This window comes from Ralstonia sp. TCR112, from assembly GCF_007997035.1.
GTDB classification, from domain to species: Bacteria; Pseudomonadota; Gammaproteobacteria; order Burkholderiales; family Burkholderiaceae; genus Ralstonia; species Ralstonia edaphi.
In genome coordinates this window covers 74,577-91,153 of the sequence record NZ_VOSS01000012.1, presented here as the reverse complement: position 1 = coordinate 91,153, position 16,577 = coordinate 74,577, and the positions used below count along the sequence as shown (strand labels likewise).

General features: G+C 66.5%; 11 protein-coding genes and 2 pseudogenes. 5 read left to right on the top strand and 8 right to left on the bottom strand.

The features are described from left to right. The 4 genes from FUT88_RS05130 to FUT88_RS05115 form a co-directional block, all read right to left on the bottom strand. A partial coding sequence (locus FUT88_RS05130) for a DNA alkylation repair protein (protein ID WP_186829243.1) occupies positions 1-515 on the bottom strand: 515 nt, incomplete at its 3' end. Positions 516-662: 147 nt separating this feature from the next. Further along, the gene (gene argH / locus FUT88_RS05125; RefSeq protein WP_027680809.1) at positions 663-2,078 is read right to left on the bottom strand and encodes an argininosuccinate lyase; all 1,416 of its coding nucleotides are present in this window, start codon (positions 2,076-2,078) and stop codon (positions 663-665) included. A 103-nt stretch (positions 2,079-2,181) separates the two neighbouring features. After that, a complete protein-coding gene (locus tag FUT88_RS05120; RefSeq protein WP_147214098.1) occupies positions 2,182-2,901 on the bottom strand; it encodes an anti-sigma factor domain-containing protein in 720 nt (239 codons plus the stop codon). After that, positions 2,901-3,545, bottom strand: coding sequence for an RNA polymerase sigma factor (locus tag FUT88_RS05115; protein ID WP_147214091.1), 645 nt, complete (start codon positions 3,543-3,545; stop codon positions 2,901-2,903). The genes FUT88_RS05120 and FUT88_RS05115 overlap by 1 nt, the downstream gene beginning before the upstream one ends. Positions 3,546-3,751: 206 nt before the next feature. On the opposite strand from FUT88_RS05115, the gene FUT88_RS05110 reads away from it, so the two are divergent. After that, positions 3,752-4,357 carry a ferritin-like domain-containing protein gene (locus FUT88_RS05110; protein WP_147214090.1) on the top strand — a complete coding sequence of 202 codons (606 nt, stop codon included), beginning with the start codon at positions 3,752-3,754 and terminating at the stop codon, positions 4,355-4,357. A gap of 32 nt (positions 4,358-4,389) precedes the next feature. On the opposite strand, the gene FUT88_RS05105 is transcribed toward FUT88_RS05110, so the two are convergent. Beyond that, complete coding sequence (locus FUT88_RS05105; RefSeq protein WP_147214089.1) at positions 4,390-5,274, bottom strand: LysR family transcriptional regulator; 885 nt, start codon at positions 5,272-5,274, stop codon at positions 4,390-4,392. 125 nt (positions 5,275-5,399) lie between these two features. Between FUT88_RS05105 and FUT88_RS05100 the strand changes: the two are divergent. Continuing rightward, a pseudogene (locus FUT88_RS05100) lies at positions 5,400-6,826 on the top strand (MFS transporter). Here FUT88_RS05100 and ppc read toward each other — a convergent pair. Further along, complete coding sequence (gene ppc, locus FUT88_RS05095; RefSeq protein WP_147214088.1) at positions 6,827-9,835, bottom strand: phosphoenolpyruvate carboxylase; 3,009 nt, start codon at positions 9,833-9,835, stop codon at positions 6,827-6,829. It lies immediately after the preceding pseudogene. 109 nt (positions 9,836-9,944) lie between these two features. Here ppc and hemC point away from each other — a divergent pair. From hemC to FUT88_RS05080, 3 genes and pseudogenes are all read left to right on the top strand, one after another. Then, positions 9,945-10,960 (top strand): annotated as a pseudogene (gene hemC, locus FUT88_RS05090) (hydroxymethylbilane synthase). Positions 10,961-10,975: 15 nt separating this feature from the next. Next, complete coding sequence (gene hemDX / locus FUT88_RS05085) at positions 10,976-13,096, top strand: fused uroporphyrinogen-III synthase HemD/membrane protein HemX (protein ID WP_147214087.1); 2,121 nt, start codon at positions 10,976-10,978, stop codon at positions 13,094-13,096. 2 nt (positions 13,097-13,098) lie between these two features. Further along, positions 13,099-14,292, top strand: coding sequence for a heme biosynthesis protein HemY (locus FUT88_RS05080; RefSeq protein WP_147214086.1), 1,194 nt, complete (start codon positions 13,099-13,101; stop codon positions 14,290-14,292). Between the two features lie 45 nt (positions 14,293-14,337). Here the strand turns inward: FUT88_RS05080 and FUT88_RS05075 are convergent, their stop codons facing one another. Then, positions 14,338-15,672 (bottom strand): MFS transporter, encoded by a 1,335-nt coding sequence (locus tag FUT88_RS05075; protein ID WP_147214085.1) that lies wholly within the window; start codon positions 15,670-15,672, stop codon positions 14,338-14,340. Positions 15,673-15,794: 122 nt separating this feature from the next. Further along, entirely contained in the window at positions 15,795-16,553 is a 759-nt protein-coding gene (locus tag FUT88_RS05070; RefSeq protein WP_027680820.1) for an SDR family oxidoreductase, read from the bottom strand. Positions 16,554-16,577 lie beyond the last annotated feature (24 nt).

Genomic DNA, 16,577 nt, shown 5'->3' with positions numbered 1-16,577 from the left:
CGTTCGAAATGCTCGAAGTCACCTTGGCCGGCCGCGAGTCGGTCATGACTGGCTAACAGTGCACTGCGCCGGACCCAGAAATTCGTATGTGCGGACCATTCGTCCAGGTCCGCCTCGACCGCTGGCACCCGGGCGGCCAGCGCGCCAACCACTTTGATCGCAAGCCAGTCGACATGGGCCCACGTCGTGCTGCGATTGATCAGGGCCTGCAACCATCTGACATCCGATTTGCGAAGCAGGTCGCTCCGAAGTTCGAGCACCGCGATTCCAACAGATCGCAACTCATGGGTGTCCGTATTCCAGAGAGCCTCGACCAGCCCCTTGAGGTCTTCCACAGTAAGGGCAGGGTGGTCGGCGACAAAGCTGCGGGCCACACGTCGCACGGCTGGCACGGAAGCACCGATGAAGCGGAGGTCGCTCTTCAGGTATCGCTTTTCTTGTTCCGCCCTCTCGGCAGTAGCGTCCCCGGCAAGGGACTCGGCCAGCTGGGCGACAACGGTCGTCTGGTCGTTCAAGGATGGCCCTCTTGTGCGCGTTGGCGTGCAGCATAGCCGTCCTTCGCAAATATCGGCAATTCGCCAGATCGCGCCAGCGTGCGTCACAAGCAAAAACGCCGCGCTGATCAACTCAGCGCGGCGTTTTTATTCAGAGCGTGCAGCGGATTATTCAGCCAGCGCAGCGCGCGCAAACGCAATGGCCTGCTTCACCTGTTCCGGCGCCGTTCCGCCGATGTGGTTGCGCGAAGCGACCGAGCCTTCCAGCGTCAGCACGGCGTGCACATCGTCGCTGATCAAGTCGGACTTGTCGCCCAGGCCGCAGATGTCACGCAGTTGCGCAACCGACAGGTCCGCCAGATCGCAACGCAGGTCGTCGCAGGCGCGCACGGCGTGCGCCACGGCTTCGTGTGCATCGCGGAAGGGCAAGCCGCGCTTGACCAGGTAGTCGGCCAGGTCGGTGGCCGTGGCGTAGCCCTGCAGCGCGGCGGCGCGCATGGCGTCGGCCTTGACGGTGATGCCCGGCACCATGTCGGCAAAGATGCGCAGCGTGTCGACCACCGTATCGACGGTGTCGAACAGCGGTTCCTTGTCTTCCTGGTTGTCCTTGTTGTACGCCAGCGGCTGGCCCTTCATCAGCGTGAGCAGGCCGATCAGGTGGCCGTTGACGCGGCCGGTCTTGCCGCGCGCCAGTTCGGGCACGTCCGGGTTCTTCTTCTGCGGCATGATGGAGCTGCCGGTGCAGAAGCGGTCTGCAATGTCGATAAAGCCCACGCGCGGGCTCATCCACAGCACCAGCTCTTCAGAGAAGCGCGAGATGTGCGTCATGACAAGCGCGGCGGCGGCGCAGAATTCGATGGCGAAGTCCCGGTCGGACACGGCATCCAGCGAGTTGCGGCACACGCCGTCAAAGCCGAGTTGCTGCGCGACGAATTCGCGGTCGATCGGGTAGCTCGTGCCGGCCAGCGCCGCGGCGCCGAGCGGCAGGCGGTTGACGCGCTTGCGGGCGTCGAGCATGCGCTCGGTGTCACGCGTGAACATTTCGACGTAGGCCAGCAGGTGGTGGCCGAACACCACCGGTTGCGCGACTTGCAGGTGCGTGAAGCCCGGGACGATGGTGTTGGTGTGTTGCTCCGCCAAGTCCAGCAGCGCGCTGCGCAGGGCCTTGAGCAGACCGACGATGTTGTCGATCTCGCTGCGCAGCCACAGGCGGATGTCGGTGGCGACCTGGTCGTTGCGCGAGCGGCCCGTGTGCAGGCGCTTGCCGGCGTCGCCGGCCATGGCGGTGAGGCGCGCTTCGATGTTCAGGTGCACGTCTTCCAGATCCAGCTTCCACTCGAACGTGCCGGCTTCGATCTCCTGTCGGATCTGCGCCATGCCCTTCTCGATGGCAGCGCGGTCGGCTTCGGCGATGATGCCCTGCTTGGCGAGCATGGCAGCGTGCGCCAGCGAGCCCTGGATGTCGAACAGCGCGAGGCGCTTGTCAAAGAACACCGACGCGGTATAGCGCTTGACGAGATCGGACACCGGCTCGTTAAAGCGGGCGGACCACGCTTCGGCCTTCTTGGCGAGTTGGGAGGTCATGGGCGGACAGCAGGAGGAGCGCGGCCGGCGAGGCGCCAGCCGCAAATTCAGGAAACCGCGATTATATCGCCCGCCGGGCCTTCCGGCCCCCGCGCCGGGGTGCCTACAGCGTGCTGTCGATCAGCGCGCCCTTGAAGACCACTGGCCCCGTCGGCCCCTCCGGATTGGGCGAGCCGCCACGCGGTTCCACGCTGATGGCGAGCGCCGGCACTTGCCGCAACGGCTGCGCCACCGTCAGGCGCACCGCCCGCTGGTGCCCGATCACCCCAAGTGACTGAGGATGCCCGCCGGGCGGCAGCGCCCAGAGCTGCAAGGCCTGTTCGGTATTGAGCGGCGTCGCATCCAGCCGCTTGAGCGACAGCGTGCCGGTGCGCGCATCCCAGGTGATGAGGACGGCCGCCTGGGCCTGCGCGTCCTGCAGCACGGCCACGGCGTTGGCGACAGGCGCTTCGCGCAATTGCTGCGCCAGCCGCAGGTTCAGCCCGATCGCGACCGCCGCGACAACCGCCGCGACCGCCGTGGCGCCGCGCCAGAAGCCGGTGCCTTGCCAAAGCCGTTGCCAGAGCGCCAGCCGCGGCGGCGCCGGCTCGCGCCAGCCGAGTTGGACTTCGACGCGGCAGAGGATTTCCGGCAGCGGCGCCGTGGCCGGCTGGAGCGCGGGCAGGTCGGCCAGATACCGCTGCCAGCGCTCGACCGTGGCGCGCACGGCGTCGTCGTGGCGAATGATCTGCTCGAACCGGCGGCGTGCGCCGGCGCGCAGTGTTCCAACCGCATATTCGGCGGCCAGCTTGTCGACGAGATCGGGGTGGCGGCGCGGGTCCATCACGGTGCTCCGAGGCATTCGCGCAGGCGGTCCAGACCGCGTCGCATCCAGGATTTGACGGTGCCCAGCGGCAGCGACAGCGCTTGCGCCAGCTCGCTGTGCGACAGGTCACGCAGATAGGCGAGCGATATGACTTCGCGCTGCTTCGGGTCTAGACGCTTCAGGCATTCGGCCAGCGCGCGGGCTTGCTGGCCGGCAAGCGCGAGGTCCGCCGGGCCCGGGGCGTGGTCGGCCAGGACATCGGCGTAGGTGTCGTCCAGGGGCACGGATTCCTGCACGCGTTCGGCGTGCTGCCGGCGCAGGCAATCGAGTGCACGGTTGCGCACGATGGTGGTCATCCACGTCATGGGGGCGGCCAGATGCGGGCGGTAATCGCCGGCATGGCGCCAGATGTTGACGAAGCTTTCTTGCAAGACGTCCTCGGCCCAGTCTTTCCTGACCAAGATACGCAGCGCGAGCCCAAACAGTTTCGGCGCGCAGCGCGCATATAGCGTGCGCAGGGCGTCGCGGTCACCCAGGTCGATGCGCTGCAGCAACGCCGCCAGCTCTTCCGCGTCGGCGCTCTGGGGGCGGGCGGCCGCCGCCGTCGGCGGATCGGCGTCTTGCGCGGCGTGGTCTTCGGCAGTGCGCTGGAAGGTGAGCACGTGAGCAGCTTTTTGTGGACGGTTCTGCCCAAAGTGTAGGTAGAAACCGTGGTTGGCGGGGAATTCACGTGAAAGGTGCGGAGGTATTTGCATCCAGTTGGGCACGCCGTTCGTATAAGCGGTCAGGCGCTGGACAAACGCCCGCGATCCGCACCTCGGCAGTACGTGGGTCGTGCTTCTTCCCGACATATGCAAGGAGACCGACGATGAATACGACCAACGAGATGGAACTGTTCGAGGATGAGAACCCGCGCATCGACGCGCGCCGCCGTGTGCTGCTGCGCGCGCCGGGGCTGATGGCGCTGGGCTCGCTGGCAGCGGTGTCTCTGGGGCAATCGATGCCGGCCTGGGCGCAGAACCAGTCGGGCAGCGTGAAAGACGACATCAACATCCTGAACGTAGCGCTCGGGCTGGAGTACCAGGCCATCGCCGCCTATCAGGTGGGGGCCGAGAGCGGCCTGTTGCAAAAGCCGGTGCTGGAGACGGCCGTGAAGTTCCAGGGCCATCACAAGGCGCATGCATCGGTGCTGGCGGGCACGGTCTCCAAGCTTGGCGGTACGCCCGTCATGGAAAAGAAGGTGGCCGAATACAACTTCCCGGTCAGTCAGCTCAAGACGCAGGCCGACGTGCTGCGTTTTGCCGCCGGGCTCGAGAAGGGCGCCACTTCGGCGTATCTGGGCGTGATGCCGAATTTCTACACGCGCGATCTGACCAAGGCCGCCGCCAGCATCCTGGGCGATGAGGCAATGCATTGGGCGGTGCTGCTTTCGGTGCTGGGTGAAGACCCGGTGCCGGTGGCGTTCATCAGCTAAGCGGTTTGTTGGGCCGCCACACCGGCTGCTCGTTACGGTGTGGCGGTTTTTTTGTTCGCGTCGAACGCTTCGACGATGCAATCGAGCAAGGCCCGCACGCGGGCAGTCTTGTGCAGATCGGCGTGCGTGACGAGCCAGACGTCCTGCATGCTGCGGCGGTTGGGTAGCACGCGCACCAGTTGCGGATAGGTCTGCGCACGGCGGCAGACCAACTCGGTGATCCCCATGCCCGCAGCCACCGCCTCGAACAACGCCAGCGCCGAATTGCTCTGCAAGACGACACGCCCGCGCGTGATGGGCTCCCCGCACAGGTCTTCCCACATCCACGGCACTTCGTTGCGCGGATAGAGCACCAGGTCGTGCCCGGCAAAGGCCGTCCCTTCCTCGGGCTCGCCGCGCGCGGCCACGTAGCTGCGGCTCGCATAGACGCCCGTTTCCATTTGTCCGATGCGCCGCGCGATGAGGTCCGGCGAATCGGGCCGCACCGTGCGCACCGCCACGTCGGCTTCGCGCTTGGTCAGGTTGGCAATGCTCTTCGAAGCCATGCAGACCACGTCGATGCCTGGATGCCGCTGCCGCAGTTGCGCGATGGCCGGCAGGACAAAGGTGGCGGCCATCGTGTCGGTCGTGGCCACACGGATCGTGCCGGCGAACTGATCGTCGATGCCGGCAACGCGGCGCTCGATGGTGTGTGCTGCCTGCTCCATCGCTTCGGCCGGGCCGATCAGCGCTTCGCCGGCAGGCGTGAGCACCAGCGCGGTCGACGTGCGCAGAAAAAGCTTGGCCGATAGCTCCTCTTCCAGCGCGGCAATGCGGCGGCCGACCGTGGCCTGATCCACCCCCAGGCGCTGTGCCGCACCGCGCAGCGTGCACGTGCGCGCCACGGCCAGGAAGAAGCGTCCGTTGTCCCAGTTCACGTCAGGCTCCGAGTCTTCGTAGATGTGCAATGCAAATTTGCAGCGGTGCAATGCAAAAACGCTGCTTTTTTGCATGCGGTGTCCAGCCTACACTTGGCTGCATGAAATTGCCAAATGGTTCCACCATGTCTTCGTGCAACGCCAACACTATGGATGCCGCTCCCCGGGCCGACTTGCAACCCGACCTCAGCCGGTGGCGCCGCAATGCCACGCTGGGCATTCTCACGTCGGGCGTGTTCATGGCGGTGCTCGACACCACCGTGGTCAACGTGGCGCTCATTGCCATGCGCGACAGCCTGCACAGCAGCGTCGCAGAACTCGCCTGGATCGTTGACGCCTACACGCTGGCCTTCGCCGCCTTCATCCTCACGGGTGGCTTGCTGAGCGATCGCATTGGCGCGCGCACCGTGTTCATGGCGGGGATGGCGTCTTCATGGTGGCCTCGGCCGGCTGCGGGCTGGCGCCTTCAGTGACCACGCTGATCGCAGCACGCATCCTGCAAGGCGTGGGCGCAGCGATGTTCCTGCCCAGCTCGTTATCGCTCATCCGCAGTACGTTCGAGGATCCGCGCGAGCGCGCCTGGGCCATCGGCCTGTGGGGCGCCATCGTCGCGACTGCCGCGGCCGTGGGCCCGGCGCTGGGCGGCATGCTGGTCGATACATACGGCTGGCGCAGTGCCTTCCTGATCAACGTGCCGCTGGGCGTGGCCGGCATGCTGGGTACGTGGATGATCGTGCGCAACGACCCGCCGGCACGGGCGAAGCCGTTCGACTGGGCGGGGCAGGTGACGAGCGCGGTGATGCTCGCGGCGCTGTGCTTTGCCGCGATCGAGTGGCCGGTGCGCGGCACGCTGTCGCCCTGGGTGTGGGGTGCCGCGCTGCTGACGGTGGCGGCCGGTGCGCTGTTCGTTGTGGCCGAACGCCGTGCGCGCGCGCCGCTCGTGCCGCTGGCCTGGCTGGGGCATCGCACGCTGGGCGCGGTCAACGGCGTGGGGTTCCTGCTGAATTTCGGCTATTACGGTGCCCTGTTCGTGCTGAGCCTGCATTTGCAGAACGTCGAGCATCTCAGCGCACGGCAAACCGGGCTCGTCATGCTGCCGATGGCGGTGAGCCTGTCGGCGGGCAACATCTTCGCGGGCAAGCTGATGGCGCGTTTTTCCACGCCGGCCATGATGCTGAGCGGCCTCGTGATCGGCGCAGCGGGTTTGCTGGCAACGTCGGCCGCGCTGACGGGCCATGTGCACCTGTGGGTGGTGAGCGCGACGATGGTGGCTTACGGCGGCGGGACCGCGCTGGCGATTGCGCCGATGACGTCGACCATCCTGTCAGCCGCGCCGGGCGAGCTGGCCGGCACGGCGTCGGGCCTGCTTAACGCCGCGCGGCAGACCGGCAGTTTGCTGGGCGTGGCAGCGGCGGGCGCCGTCGTGACGGTGGTGCCCGAGCTGGCGCACGCCTCGCCGATGGTGTTTGGCCTGATGACGCTGTCGTACGCCGGCGCGATGGCGATGGCGTGGATCAGCCGACGCCCGGCCGCCACCGCGCTGGCTGCCTGATCAGCCGCTGTTGCGAAGGCCTGCGGCAATCCCGTTGATCGACAGATGGATGCCGCGCCGCACGCGTGCATCGTCGCTGCCGGCCTTGCCCGAGCGGAAGCGCTTGAGCAGCTCGACCTGCAAATGGTTCAGCGGGTCGAGATACGGGAAGCGGTTCTTGATGGAACGCGCCAGCAGCGGGTTGTCGGCCAGGCGCTCCGACTGGCCCGTGATGGCGGCCAGCATCTGCTCGGTCAACGTGAACTCCGCCGAGATGCGCGAGAAGACCGCGTTACGCAGCTTGCGGTCGTCGCAGAGCTGCGCGTAGCGCGACGCCACGTTCAGATCCGCCTTGGACAGCACCATGTCCATGTTCGACAGCAGGTTCGCAAAGAACGGCCACTGCTTGTGCATGCGCTTGAGCGTGGTCAGGCGCGCGGCGCGGGCCTTGGCGTTGCCGGCGTCGTCCAACCAGCGCTGCACCGCGCTGCCAAAGCCGAACCAGCCCGGCAGCAGCAGACGGCATTGGCCCCATGAGAAGCCCCACGGAATCGCACGCAGGTCTTCGATGCGGCGGTGCTTCTTGTCCATCAGCTTGCGCGAGGCCGGGCGCGAACCGAGGTTCAGGTCGGCAATCTCGGTGATCGGCGTGGTGGCGAAGAAGTAGTCCTTGAAGCCCGGCGTTTCATAGACGAGGTTGCGGTACGCGGCAAAGGCGTTGTCCGACAGCGCCTGCATGGCGGCTTCGAACTCCTCCAGGCCCTTGGGGCGGTTGCGCGTAGGCAGCAGCGTTGCTTCCAGCGTGGCCGCGACGATGGTCTCCAGGTTGCGCCGGCCGATCTCGGGGTTGGCGAACTTGCTGGAGATGATTTCGCCTTGTTCGGTCAGACGAATCTGCCCGTTCACGGTGCCCGGCGGCTGCGACAGGATGGCCTGGTACGTCGGGCCGCCGCCCCGGCCCACCGTGCCGCCGCGGCCGTGGAACAGGCGCAGGCGCACGCCCTTGCGCTCGAACAGATCCACCAGCGCCAGCTCGGCCTTGTACAGCTCCCAGTTGGAGGTGAGGAAACCGCCGTCCTTGTTGGAATCCGAGTAGCCGAGCATGACTTCCTGCTCGTTGCCTTGCGCGGCCAGCACGGCATCGAAGACGGGCAGGGCCAGCAGGTCGCCCATGATTTCCGGGGCGTTGCGCAAGTCTTCGATGGTTTCGAACAGCGGGATCACCATCACGTCCAGCGCGGCCCCGCCGCTGCCATTGGCGCCCGTGCGGAACATGCCGGCTTCCTTCTGCAGCAGCATCACTTCGAGCAGGTCGGACAGCGTCTCGGTGTGCGAAATGATGTAGTTGCGCACGATGCGATTGCCGTAGCGGGCACGCACCTCGCGCGCGGCGCGGAAGATGTCGATTTCCGACGTGGTCTGCTCGCTGTACGCGTGGAACGGCAGCGTCAGCACGCGCGGCTGCTGCAACTCGCGCAGCAGCAGCGTGCGCTTGTCAGCCTCGGACAGCGCCGCATAGGCGCCTTCCACACCGGCCACCTTCAGCAGCTCGGCGACGGTCGCTTCGTGCACGTCCGACACCTGCCGCAGGTCGATCGACGACAGGTGGAAGCCGAACACGTCAATCGCGCGCGCCAGCGATGCCAGCCGCGCATCGGCCAGCACTTCACCGTGGTGTGCCGCCAGCGAATCGATCACGATCTGGATGTCGGCACGCAGTTCCTCTGCGTTGCTGTAAGCCGGTGCCGGGCCGACGGCGTGGCGGCCCGCATCTTCGCCGGTCAGCTCGCGGCAGGTTGCAGCCAGGCGCGCATACACGCCAATCAGCGCACGGCGGTATGGCTCGTCCACGCGATGTTCAGAATGATCGGGCGAGCGCTCGGCCAGCGCCTGCAGCTCCGCGCTCACATCCACGAGCGACGTTGACATCGACAGCTCCGCGCCCAGTGCGTGGATCTCTTCCAGGTACCACGCCAGGATCACGCTCGCCTGCTTCCGCGCAGCGTCGCGCAACGTCGTCGCGGTGACAAACGGATTGCCGTCGCGGTCGCCGCCGATCCACGAGCCCATCTGGAAGAAGGGCGGCAGCGGTGCCGGTTCGCCGCGTGCGCCGCGGCGCGGGAAGACCGTCGCGATGTCTTCTTCCAGCTCGCGGTAGAGCGCCGGGATCTCGCGCAGGAAAGTGGTCTGGTAATACGACAGCGCGTTTTCAATCTCATCGGCCACCATCAGGCGCGTGGTGCGCAGCATGCGCGTTTGCCACAGCTTGGTGACGTGGGCACGCAGCAGCGCGGTGTTGCGCTCTCGCTCGCGCGTGGTGAGCGGTGCGTCGCGCTCGGCCAGCAGGCGGGCGATTTCGCGCTGGGCGTCGAGCGTGCTCTTGCGCTGCACCTCGGTCGGGTGTGCGGTCAGCACCGGCACGATCAGTGCGGTCTCGAAGAATCGGCGCAGCACGTCGCCCGACAGGCCTTCGTCTGCGGCAGACAGCAGCGCGCGCATCAGGCTGCCCGGCTGCGGCGGCGATCCGGCCAGCGCATGCACGCGGCGGCGGCGATTGTGGTGCTGGTCTTCAGCGATGTTCGCCAGGTGAGAGAAATAACTGAAGGCCCGCACCACCGACGTGGTCTGGTCGCGCGACAGCGTCTTCAGCAGCCGGTCGAGCTCCTGCTCGGCCTGGCGGTCGCCGTCGCGGCGGAAGCGCACGGCGGTCTGGCGGATGGTCTCGACGGTTTCGAAGACGGTGCCGCCTTCCTGGTCACGCAGCACGTCGCCCAGCAGGCGCCCAAGGAAGCGGATGTCTTCCTTCAGCGGCTGATCCTTGGCCGCGGCGCTACCCGACGAGCGCCGGGAAGTGGGGCCGAGTGATGCGCCATTGGCTTCGTCCGCGCCGTTTGCCTTGGTCACCGGTTTGGCGGCTGGCTTGGCAGTCTTGATGGCCTTGGGGGCCTTGCTGGTCTTGGCGGGGGCGGCGGAAGCCTTGCGGGCGGTGGTCGCGCGCGAGGAAGCTCGGCGCGCGGCGGGCTGCGTCATGGTGTCTCCTAGGTTGGGTGCTCGAAGGTGCCTGAAGGGCCCTCGTTTCTGTATCACTTCAACGTGATAGCCGGACTGTCGCGAAAAAGCTGCGTGCTACCATTGCCGCATGTCTTCAAACGCCCGCCCGACTTCCCGTCAATCCCAGCTTGCAACGACTCCTGCAGCCCAGGCGCCGACCAAGCTGGTCATTGCCTCGCGCGAGAGTCGCTTGCCCTCTGGCAAGCCGAACACGTGCGTGCTGCATTGCAAAAATACTATCCCGCGTGCGACGTGTCCATCCTTGGAATGACCACGCGCGGCGACCAGATTCTCGATCGCTCCCTCGCGAAGGTGGGGGGCAAAGGTTTGTTCGTGAAGGAACTGGAAGTCGCGCTGGCCGAGGGGCGCGCCGATCTGGCCGTGCATTCGCTCAAGGACGTGCCGATGGAATTGCCGCAGGGCTTTGCGCTTTCCGCCATCCTCGAGCGCGAAGACCCGCGCGACGCCTTTGTTTCCAACGACTACGCCGATCTGGCTTCGCTGCCGGCCGGCACCGTCGTGGGCACCTCCAGCCTGCGCCGCGAGGCTTCGCTCCGCGCGCGCTTCCCGCATCTGGTCATCCAGCCGCTGCGGGGCAACCTGGATACGCGGCTCGGCAAGCTTGACCGTGGCGACTACGCCGCCATCATCCTCGCCGCTGCCGGGCTCAAGCGCCTGGGGCTCGCCGATCGCATCCGCTCGACCATCGCGCCGGAAGAATCGCTACCGGCAGCAGGGCAGGGTGCGCTTGGCATCGAGATCCGCGCCGATCGTGCAGATGTGCGAGCGTGTCTCGCGCCGCTGCACGATGACGCTACGGCGCTGGCTGTGACTGCTGAACGCGCCGTGTCGCGCATTCTCGGCGGTTCGTGCCAGGTGCCGCTGGCCTCGTTCGCGCAGTGGTCGGACACCGGCTCGCTGCGCTTGCGTGCCTTTGTCGCGTCGCAGGACGGCACCCGCAAGCTTGCCGTGGATGGCGAAGCCACGCCATCCACGCTGGCCGAAGCGGACGCACTGGGTGTGCGCGTCGCCCAGCAGATGCTGGCCGGCGGGGCACGTGACATTCTTGCCATGCTGGGCGCCGACGCGCCGCCTGCTACCTAACTCCCACGGCTCGCCATGGACGACCACTTGCCACCGCGCTTGTCACCATCGTCGCCCGCATCCAGCACGCCGCCTGTTCAAACGGCACCCCCGCCCGTGGTGGTGGTCACGCGTCCGCGCGCGCAGGCGCCCATGCTGGTGGCGGCGCTGGAGCGCCACGGCCTGCGCACGCACCAGTTTCCGCTGCTCGACATTGCGCCGACGCCCAATCTCGACGACTTGCGCGCCGCGCTGAGCGATCCGTCGCGCTATGCGCTTGTCGTATTCGTGAGCCCCAACGCCGTGCAGCAGGCATTTGCCGCGATGCCCGAGGGGTTCCGCTGGCCGCAGGAAGTGCCGGTGGCGGTGGTCGGCCCCGCGAGCGCACAGGCCCTTGCCACGCACGGAGTCGCACCGCCCGCGCATCGTGTGATCAAGCCCGATACGCATGCCGACGACGCGCGCCAGGATTCCGAGGCGCTTTATGCGCGGCTGGATGTGCCCTCGTTGAGCGGCCGTGAAGTGCTGATCGTGCGCGGCAACGGCGGCCGCGAATGGCTGGCCGATCAACTGCGCGAAGCCGGCGCATCGGTCCGTACGGTGGAAGCCTATCGCCGCAGCGTGCCGGTGCCCGATGCCGCTGCGTGGCTCGCGTTGCGTGCCGTGCTTTCGGCCCGCCACGCCTGGACGCTCACCAGCTCCGAGGCTGTCCGCAATCTCGATGAGCTGGCCCGCGCCAATCTGTCGCCTGCTGATCTCGATACGCTGCACGGTGCGCCGTGCTTTGCTTCGCACGCGCGCATCGTCGAGCAGGCCGAATCGCTGGGTTTTCGCGACGTGACGCTGACCGGCGCAGGCGATGACCGGCTCCTCGCCAGCGTGCTCGCCTGGGCCGGGCCGATATCCGCTCCCGAGCATGGCTCGCCAACAGTGCCGGCTGAACCCAATCCGTCTACTTCTTCTTCCACTGTGACGCAGACTCCCGTTCCCTCGTCCGCTCCCGCTTCGACACCAGCCCCCGCAGCGGCCAAGCCGAGTCCTGTCCCTGCGCCTGCTGCCCCGCCGGCAGCGTTTGCGCCCACCATGACGGTCAACCATGCGCCCGCTCGCGGCGGTTGGTTGATTTGGGTAGTCCTGGTGGCCGTCGTGGCGGCGGTGGCCGCGCTGCAGGTGCGCAACGAGCGCCTTGCACGCGAGATCCGCCAGCACGCCCAGACGAACGAAGCCCTGGCGCAGGAGATGCGCGTGCTGTCGCGTGCGGATCAGGATTCGGTTTCCCAGTTGCAGCAGAAATTCGGTGCGCTGGATGCCCGCACCGCAGAAACGCGCGACCGCCAGGCCGCCCTGGAACAGGCCAATCAAGACCTGCTGCGCAACCGCGATGACTGGCAGCGCGCCGAGATCCAGCGTTCGTTGGAAGTCACCGCCGAGCAACTGCAACTGACGGGCAATGTCGCCGGTGCTCTGGCGGCGCTGCAAACGGTCGATGCGCGCCTGGCTACGCTCGACAAGCCGCAGTTCAACGCTGTGCGCCGCGCGGTATCGCGTGACATGGCCAAGCTCAAGGCGATGCCGTCGTTGGATCTGGCCGGTGCTGCGCTGCGGCTGGACGACGCCATCAACGCGGTCGATACGCTGCCGCTCATCTCGTCGGCCCAGCCGTTGGAGGTGGAACAGGTTGCGCAGGCGCCGCATGCTGCCGTGAAGCCCACGAAGAATGCCAAGGCGCAGGCTGCGGCTGCCTCTGCGCCGGCTGCATCGACGCAACCAAACGCCGGATGGTCGGCTGGCGTGCGTGCCTGGTGGGGGCGTTTGTGGAACGACGTGCGCGGCGAACTCGGCCAGATCGTGCAGGTCCGCCGCGTCGATCAGACGGAGGCGCTGCTGCTGTCTTCCGACCAGGCGTGGTTCCTGCGCGAAAACCTCAAGCTGCGCTTGATGAACGCGCGCCTGGCGTTGCTCTCGCGCAATGACGCCGTGTTCCGCGCCGATCTCGGTCGTGCCGATACGCTGCTCGCGCGCTACTTCGATACGCAGTCTCCGCGCGTGACCACGGTGCAGAATCAACTGTCGCAAGTGCGCGCGACGGTTGGCACGCTGCAGGTGCCGACGCTGGCTGACAGCCTTGCCGCGGTGCGCGGTTCGGGCAAGGAGTGAGCATGCGCTGGGTATTCTGGGTCGCGCTCCTGTTTGCCGCCGCCGTCGGGCTGGCGCTGTTTACGGAACTGAACCTGAGCAACGTCGTGCTGTTCTACCCGCCGTACCGGGTGGAGATGTCGCTCAACTTCGTGCTGGCTGCGCTGCTGGCGACCTTCGTGGTGCTGCATCTTGTGATGCGGCTCTTCCACCATGTGGCCGGTATGCCGGCGCGTGCTGCGGCGTATCGCGAGCGCAACCGCATCCTGAAGGCATCCGCCGCGCTGCGTGAAGCGATGGAAAGCCTGTTTGCCGGGCGCTTCGGCCATGCGGAGCGCCAGGCGCGAGAGGCCCAGGCCTGGGAGCCTCAGCGCGAGACGGCCGCGCTGATCGGCGCCCGCGCAGCGCACCGCATGCAGGAAACCGAGCGCCGTGATGCGTGGATGTCAGAAGTCACCTCGCCGGATCGGGAGCAGGCGAAGCTCGTGTCGATGGCCGAATTGCTGGTTGACGCACGCGATGCGGAAGGCGCGCTGGAAAAGATCGCACAGCTGCAATCGCAGGGTTCGCGACAGATTCAGGCGCAGCGCATTGCCTTGCGCGCGCATCAGCATCTGAAGAATTGGGGCGAGGTGCTGCGCCTCACGCGCGCCCTGGAAAAGCGCAATGCCATCCATTCTGTGCTGGCTGCACGCCTCAAGCAGATGGCGTGTGAAACGCTGCTGGCCGAGCGCCGCCACGATGCCGATGCCCTGAACGGCTTCTGGCGCGAGCTGACGACCGAAGAGCGCCGCTCGCCGCGCATCGCTTCGCAGGCGGCGCTGTATTTCGCGCAGCTTGGCCGTACCGATGATGCCAAGCGCATCGTCGAAGACGGTCTGAAGACGCATTGGGATAGCCGCCTCATCCGTCGCTACGCCGATTGCGCGGTGCCGGGCAAGGCGCTGCCGCTGATCCAGCAAGCCGAGAAATGGCTTGGCCCGCATCCGGTGGATGCCGACCTGTTCTACACGCTCGGCATGCTGTGCTTCAAGGAGCAGCTTTGGGGCAAGGCGCAGTCGAACCTGGAGTCTGCGCTCAAGTACGCCGACGCCGATCACTCCGGCAACCTGCGCGCCCATGCGCACTTGGCGCTTGCCCAGATGTTCGAGCAGACGGAGCGGGTGGAAGACGCCCAGCGACATTACCGGCAAAGTGCATTGCTTGCCGTGAAATGAAAAAAGGCCGGATCATCCCGGCCTTTTTGTTGCTGCTGATCAAGCCTATTTGTTCACCATCCGTGCCGGCACGGAAAGCGTCAGGATCGCGCCCAGCACCATCGATGCGGCCAGCATGTACATGCCCGAATCGGTACTCTGCGTGGCGTCTTTCAGCCAGCCGACGGCGTAGGGGCTCAGGAAGCCCGCGAGATTGCCCAGCGAGTTGATCAGCGCGATGCCGGCGGCGGCACCCGTGCCGGCCAGGAACGCGGTCGGCAGGCTCCAGAACAGTGGCAACGTGGTCAGGATGCCCATCGTGCCGAGCGTGAGCGCGGCCATGGCCAGCGTGGTATCGGTGTGCCAGACAGCCGACAGTACGAGTCCGACCGCCCCCACCACTGCTGGAATCGCGATGTGCCAGCGGCGCTCACGCAGACGGTCGGCGCTGCGGGCCACCAACACCATCGCGACGACTGCCGCGCCGTACGGGATTGCTGTCAGCAAGCCCACCGAGAGAGGATCTGCCACGCCGGTCTGCTTGATCAGCGTCGGCAGCCAGAAGCTCACGCCATACAGGCCCATCACGAAGCTGAAGTAAATCAGGCTCATCAGCCACACGCGCGGGCTGGCCATGACAGTACGGATGGGCGGGTCTTCTTTCTCGGCGTCTTCCGCGGCGATGTTGCGGGCGAGCAGCGCTTTCTCTTCGTCGGTCAGCCATTTCGCGTGGCTGATGCGGTCGTCCAGATACGCCAGCACGAAGATGCCCACGATGATCGACGGAATGCCCTCGATCAGGAACATCCACTGCCAGCCGGCCAGGCCGTAGACGCCGGCAAACGCCTTCATCGCCCAGCCCGAGATGGGGCCGCCGATCACGCCCGACAGTGCAATCGCCGTCATGAAGAAGGTGGTGGTGCGCCCGCGCCGCTGCGCCGGATACCAGTACGTCAGGTACAGGATGATGCCTGGGAAGAAGCCCGCTTCTGCCAGGCCCAGCAGGAAGCGCATGACGTAAAACATGGCCGGCGTGGTGACGAACATCATGGCCGCCGAGATGATGCCCCACGAGATCATGATCCGCGCGATCCAGATGCGCGCGCCCACGCGGTGCAGGATCACGTTGCTCGGCACCTCAAAGAGGAAGTAGCCGATGAAGAAAATGCCGGCGCCGAGGCCGTAGATGGTCTCGCTGAACTTGAGGTCGTTGAGCATTTGCAGCTTGGCAAAGCCCACGTTGACGCGATCGAGATACGCGACCACGTAGCACAGCAGCAGAAACGGAACCAGTCGCCACGTCACCTTGCGGTAGGTGGCTTCTTCAAATGCAGTTGTGGATTGGCTCGTCAGCGTGCCTGCGCCGCCGACCGGTGAGGTGGGTGGGGTGGTGATGGCCATCGGGTCTCCAGCGTTATTGTGAGTTCAGGCCGAGTGCTCCTCGTTACCTACCTCGGCCTGGAAAACCGCCACAGCATTCTGCGCTTCTCGGGCGGGCGCGCCAAGACGCCCGCCGGCAGGGTTTATACGCAGCGCCCGCCGTCCACTTCCAGGCACGTGCCGGTAATGAACTCGGCCTCGTCCGACGCGAGATACAGGCATGCGTTGGCCACATCCTGCGGCGTGGACAGCCGCCCCATCGGGATCGTCGCCAGGAAGCGCGCCCGGTTCTCGGGCGTATCGGGTACGCCCATGAACTGCTCGATGAGGCCCGTGGCGCCCATCACCGGGTTCACGCAGTTCACGCGGATCTTGTCCGGGCCCAGCTCGGCCGCCATCGCCTTGCTGGCTGTGATGACGGCGCCCTTGCTGGCGTTGTACCAGACCAGGCCCGGCCGCGGCCGGATGCCGGCAGTAGACGCCACATTGACGAACACGCCGCCGCCGCGCTCCCGGAAGTGCGGGACGATGTGATGCGCCGTCCAGTAAATGCTCTTCACGTTGACGGCCATCACGCGGTCGAACTCGTCTTCGGTGATCTGCAGCAGCGGCTTGTTCTTGTGCGTGGTGCCGGCGTTGTTCACGACGATGTGCAGATCGCCATAGCGCGCCAGCGTGGCGCCCAGCAGCTTGGCAACGGAATCGCCATTCGAGACGTCGGCCTGCACGAAATGCGCATCGCCGCCGGCCACGCGAATGGCGCTGGCCACGCGTTCACCGGCCTCCGCATTCAAGTCGTTGACGACGACGCGCGCGCCTTCGCGGGCAAAGGTGTTGGCGATGCCCTCGCCAAAGCCTGAACCCGCGCCCGTGACGATGGCAATCTTGCCGGCAAGCCGCATGGTGTCTCCTCGTGTTGTGGGTGG

What these genes read in the sequence shown, in the direction of transcription:
- argH (WP_027680809.1), bottom strand. Translation starts at nt 2,078, where the DNA reads ATGACCTCCCAACTCGCCAAGAAGGCCGAAGCGTGGTCCGCCCGCTTT.
- FUT88_RS05080 (WP_147214086.1), top strand. Translation starts at nt 13,099, where the DNA reads ATGCGCTGGGTATTCTGGGTCGCGCTCCTGTTTGCCGCCGCCGTCGGG.
- FUT88_RS05120 (WP_147214098.1), bottom strand. Translation starts at nt 2,901, where the DNA reads ATGGACCCGCGCCGCCACCCCGATCTCGTCGACAAGCTGGCCGCCGAA.
- FUT88_RS05070 (WP_027680820.1), bottom strand. Translation starts at nt 16,553, where the DNA reads ATGCGGCTTGCCGGCAAGATTGCCATCGTCACGGGCGCGGGTTCAGGC.
- ppc (WP_147214088.1), bottom strand. Translation starts at nt 9,835, where the DNA reads ATGACGCAGCCCGCCGCGCGCCGAGCTTCCTCGCGCGCGACCACCGCC.
- FUT88_RS05075 (WP_147214085.1), bottom strand. Translation starts at nt 15,672, where the DNA reads ATGGCCATCACCACCCCACCCACCTCACCGGTCGGCGGCGCAGGCACG.
- hemDX (WP_147214087.1), top strand. Translation starts at nt 10,976, where the DNA reads ATGGACGACCACTTGCCACCGCGCTTGTCACCATCGTCGCCCGCATCC.
- FUT88_RS05110 (WP_147214090.1), top strand. Translation starts at nt 3,752, where the DNA reads ATGAATACGACCAACGAGATGGAACTGTTCGAGGATGAGAACCCGCGC.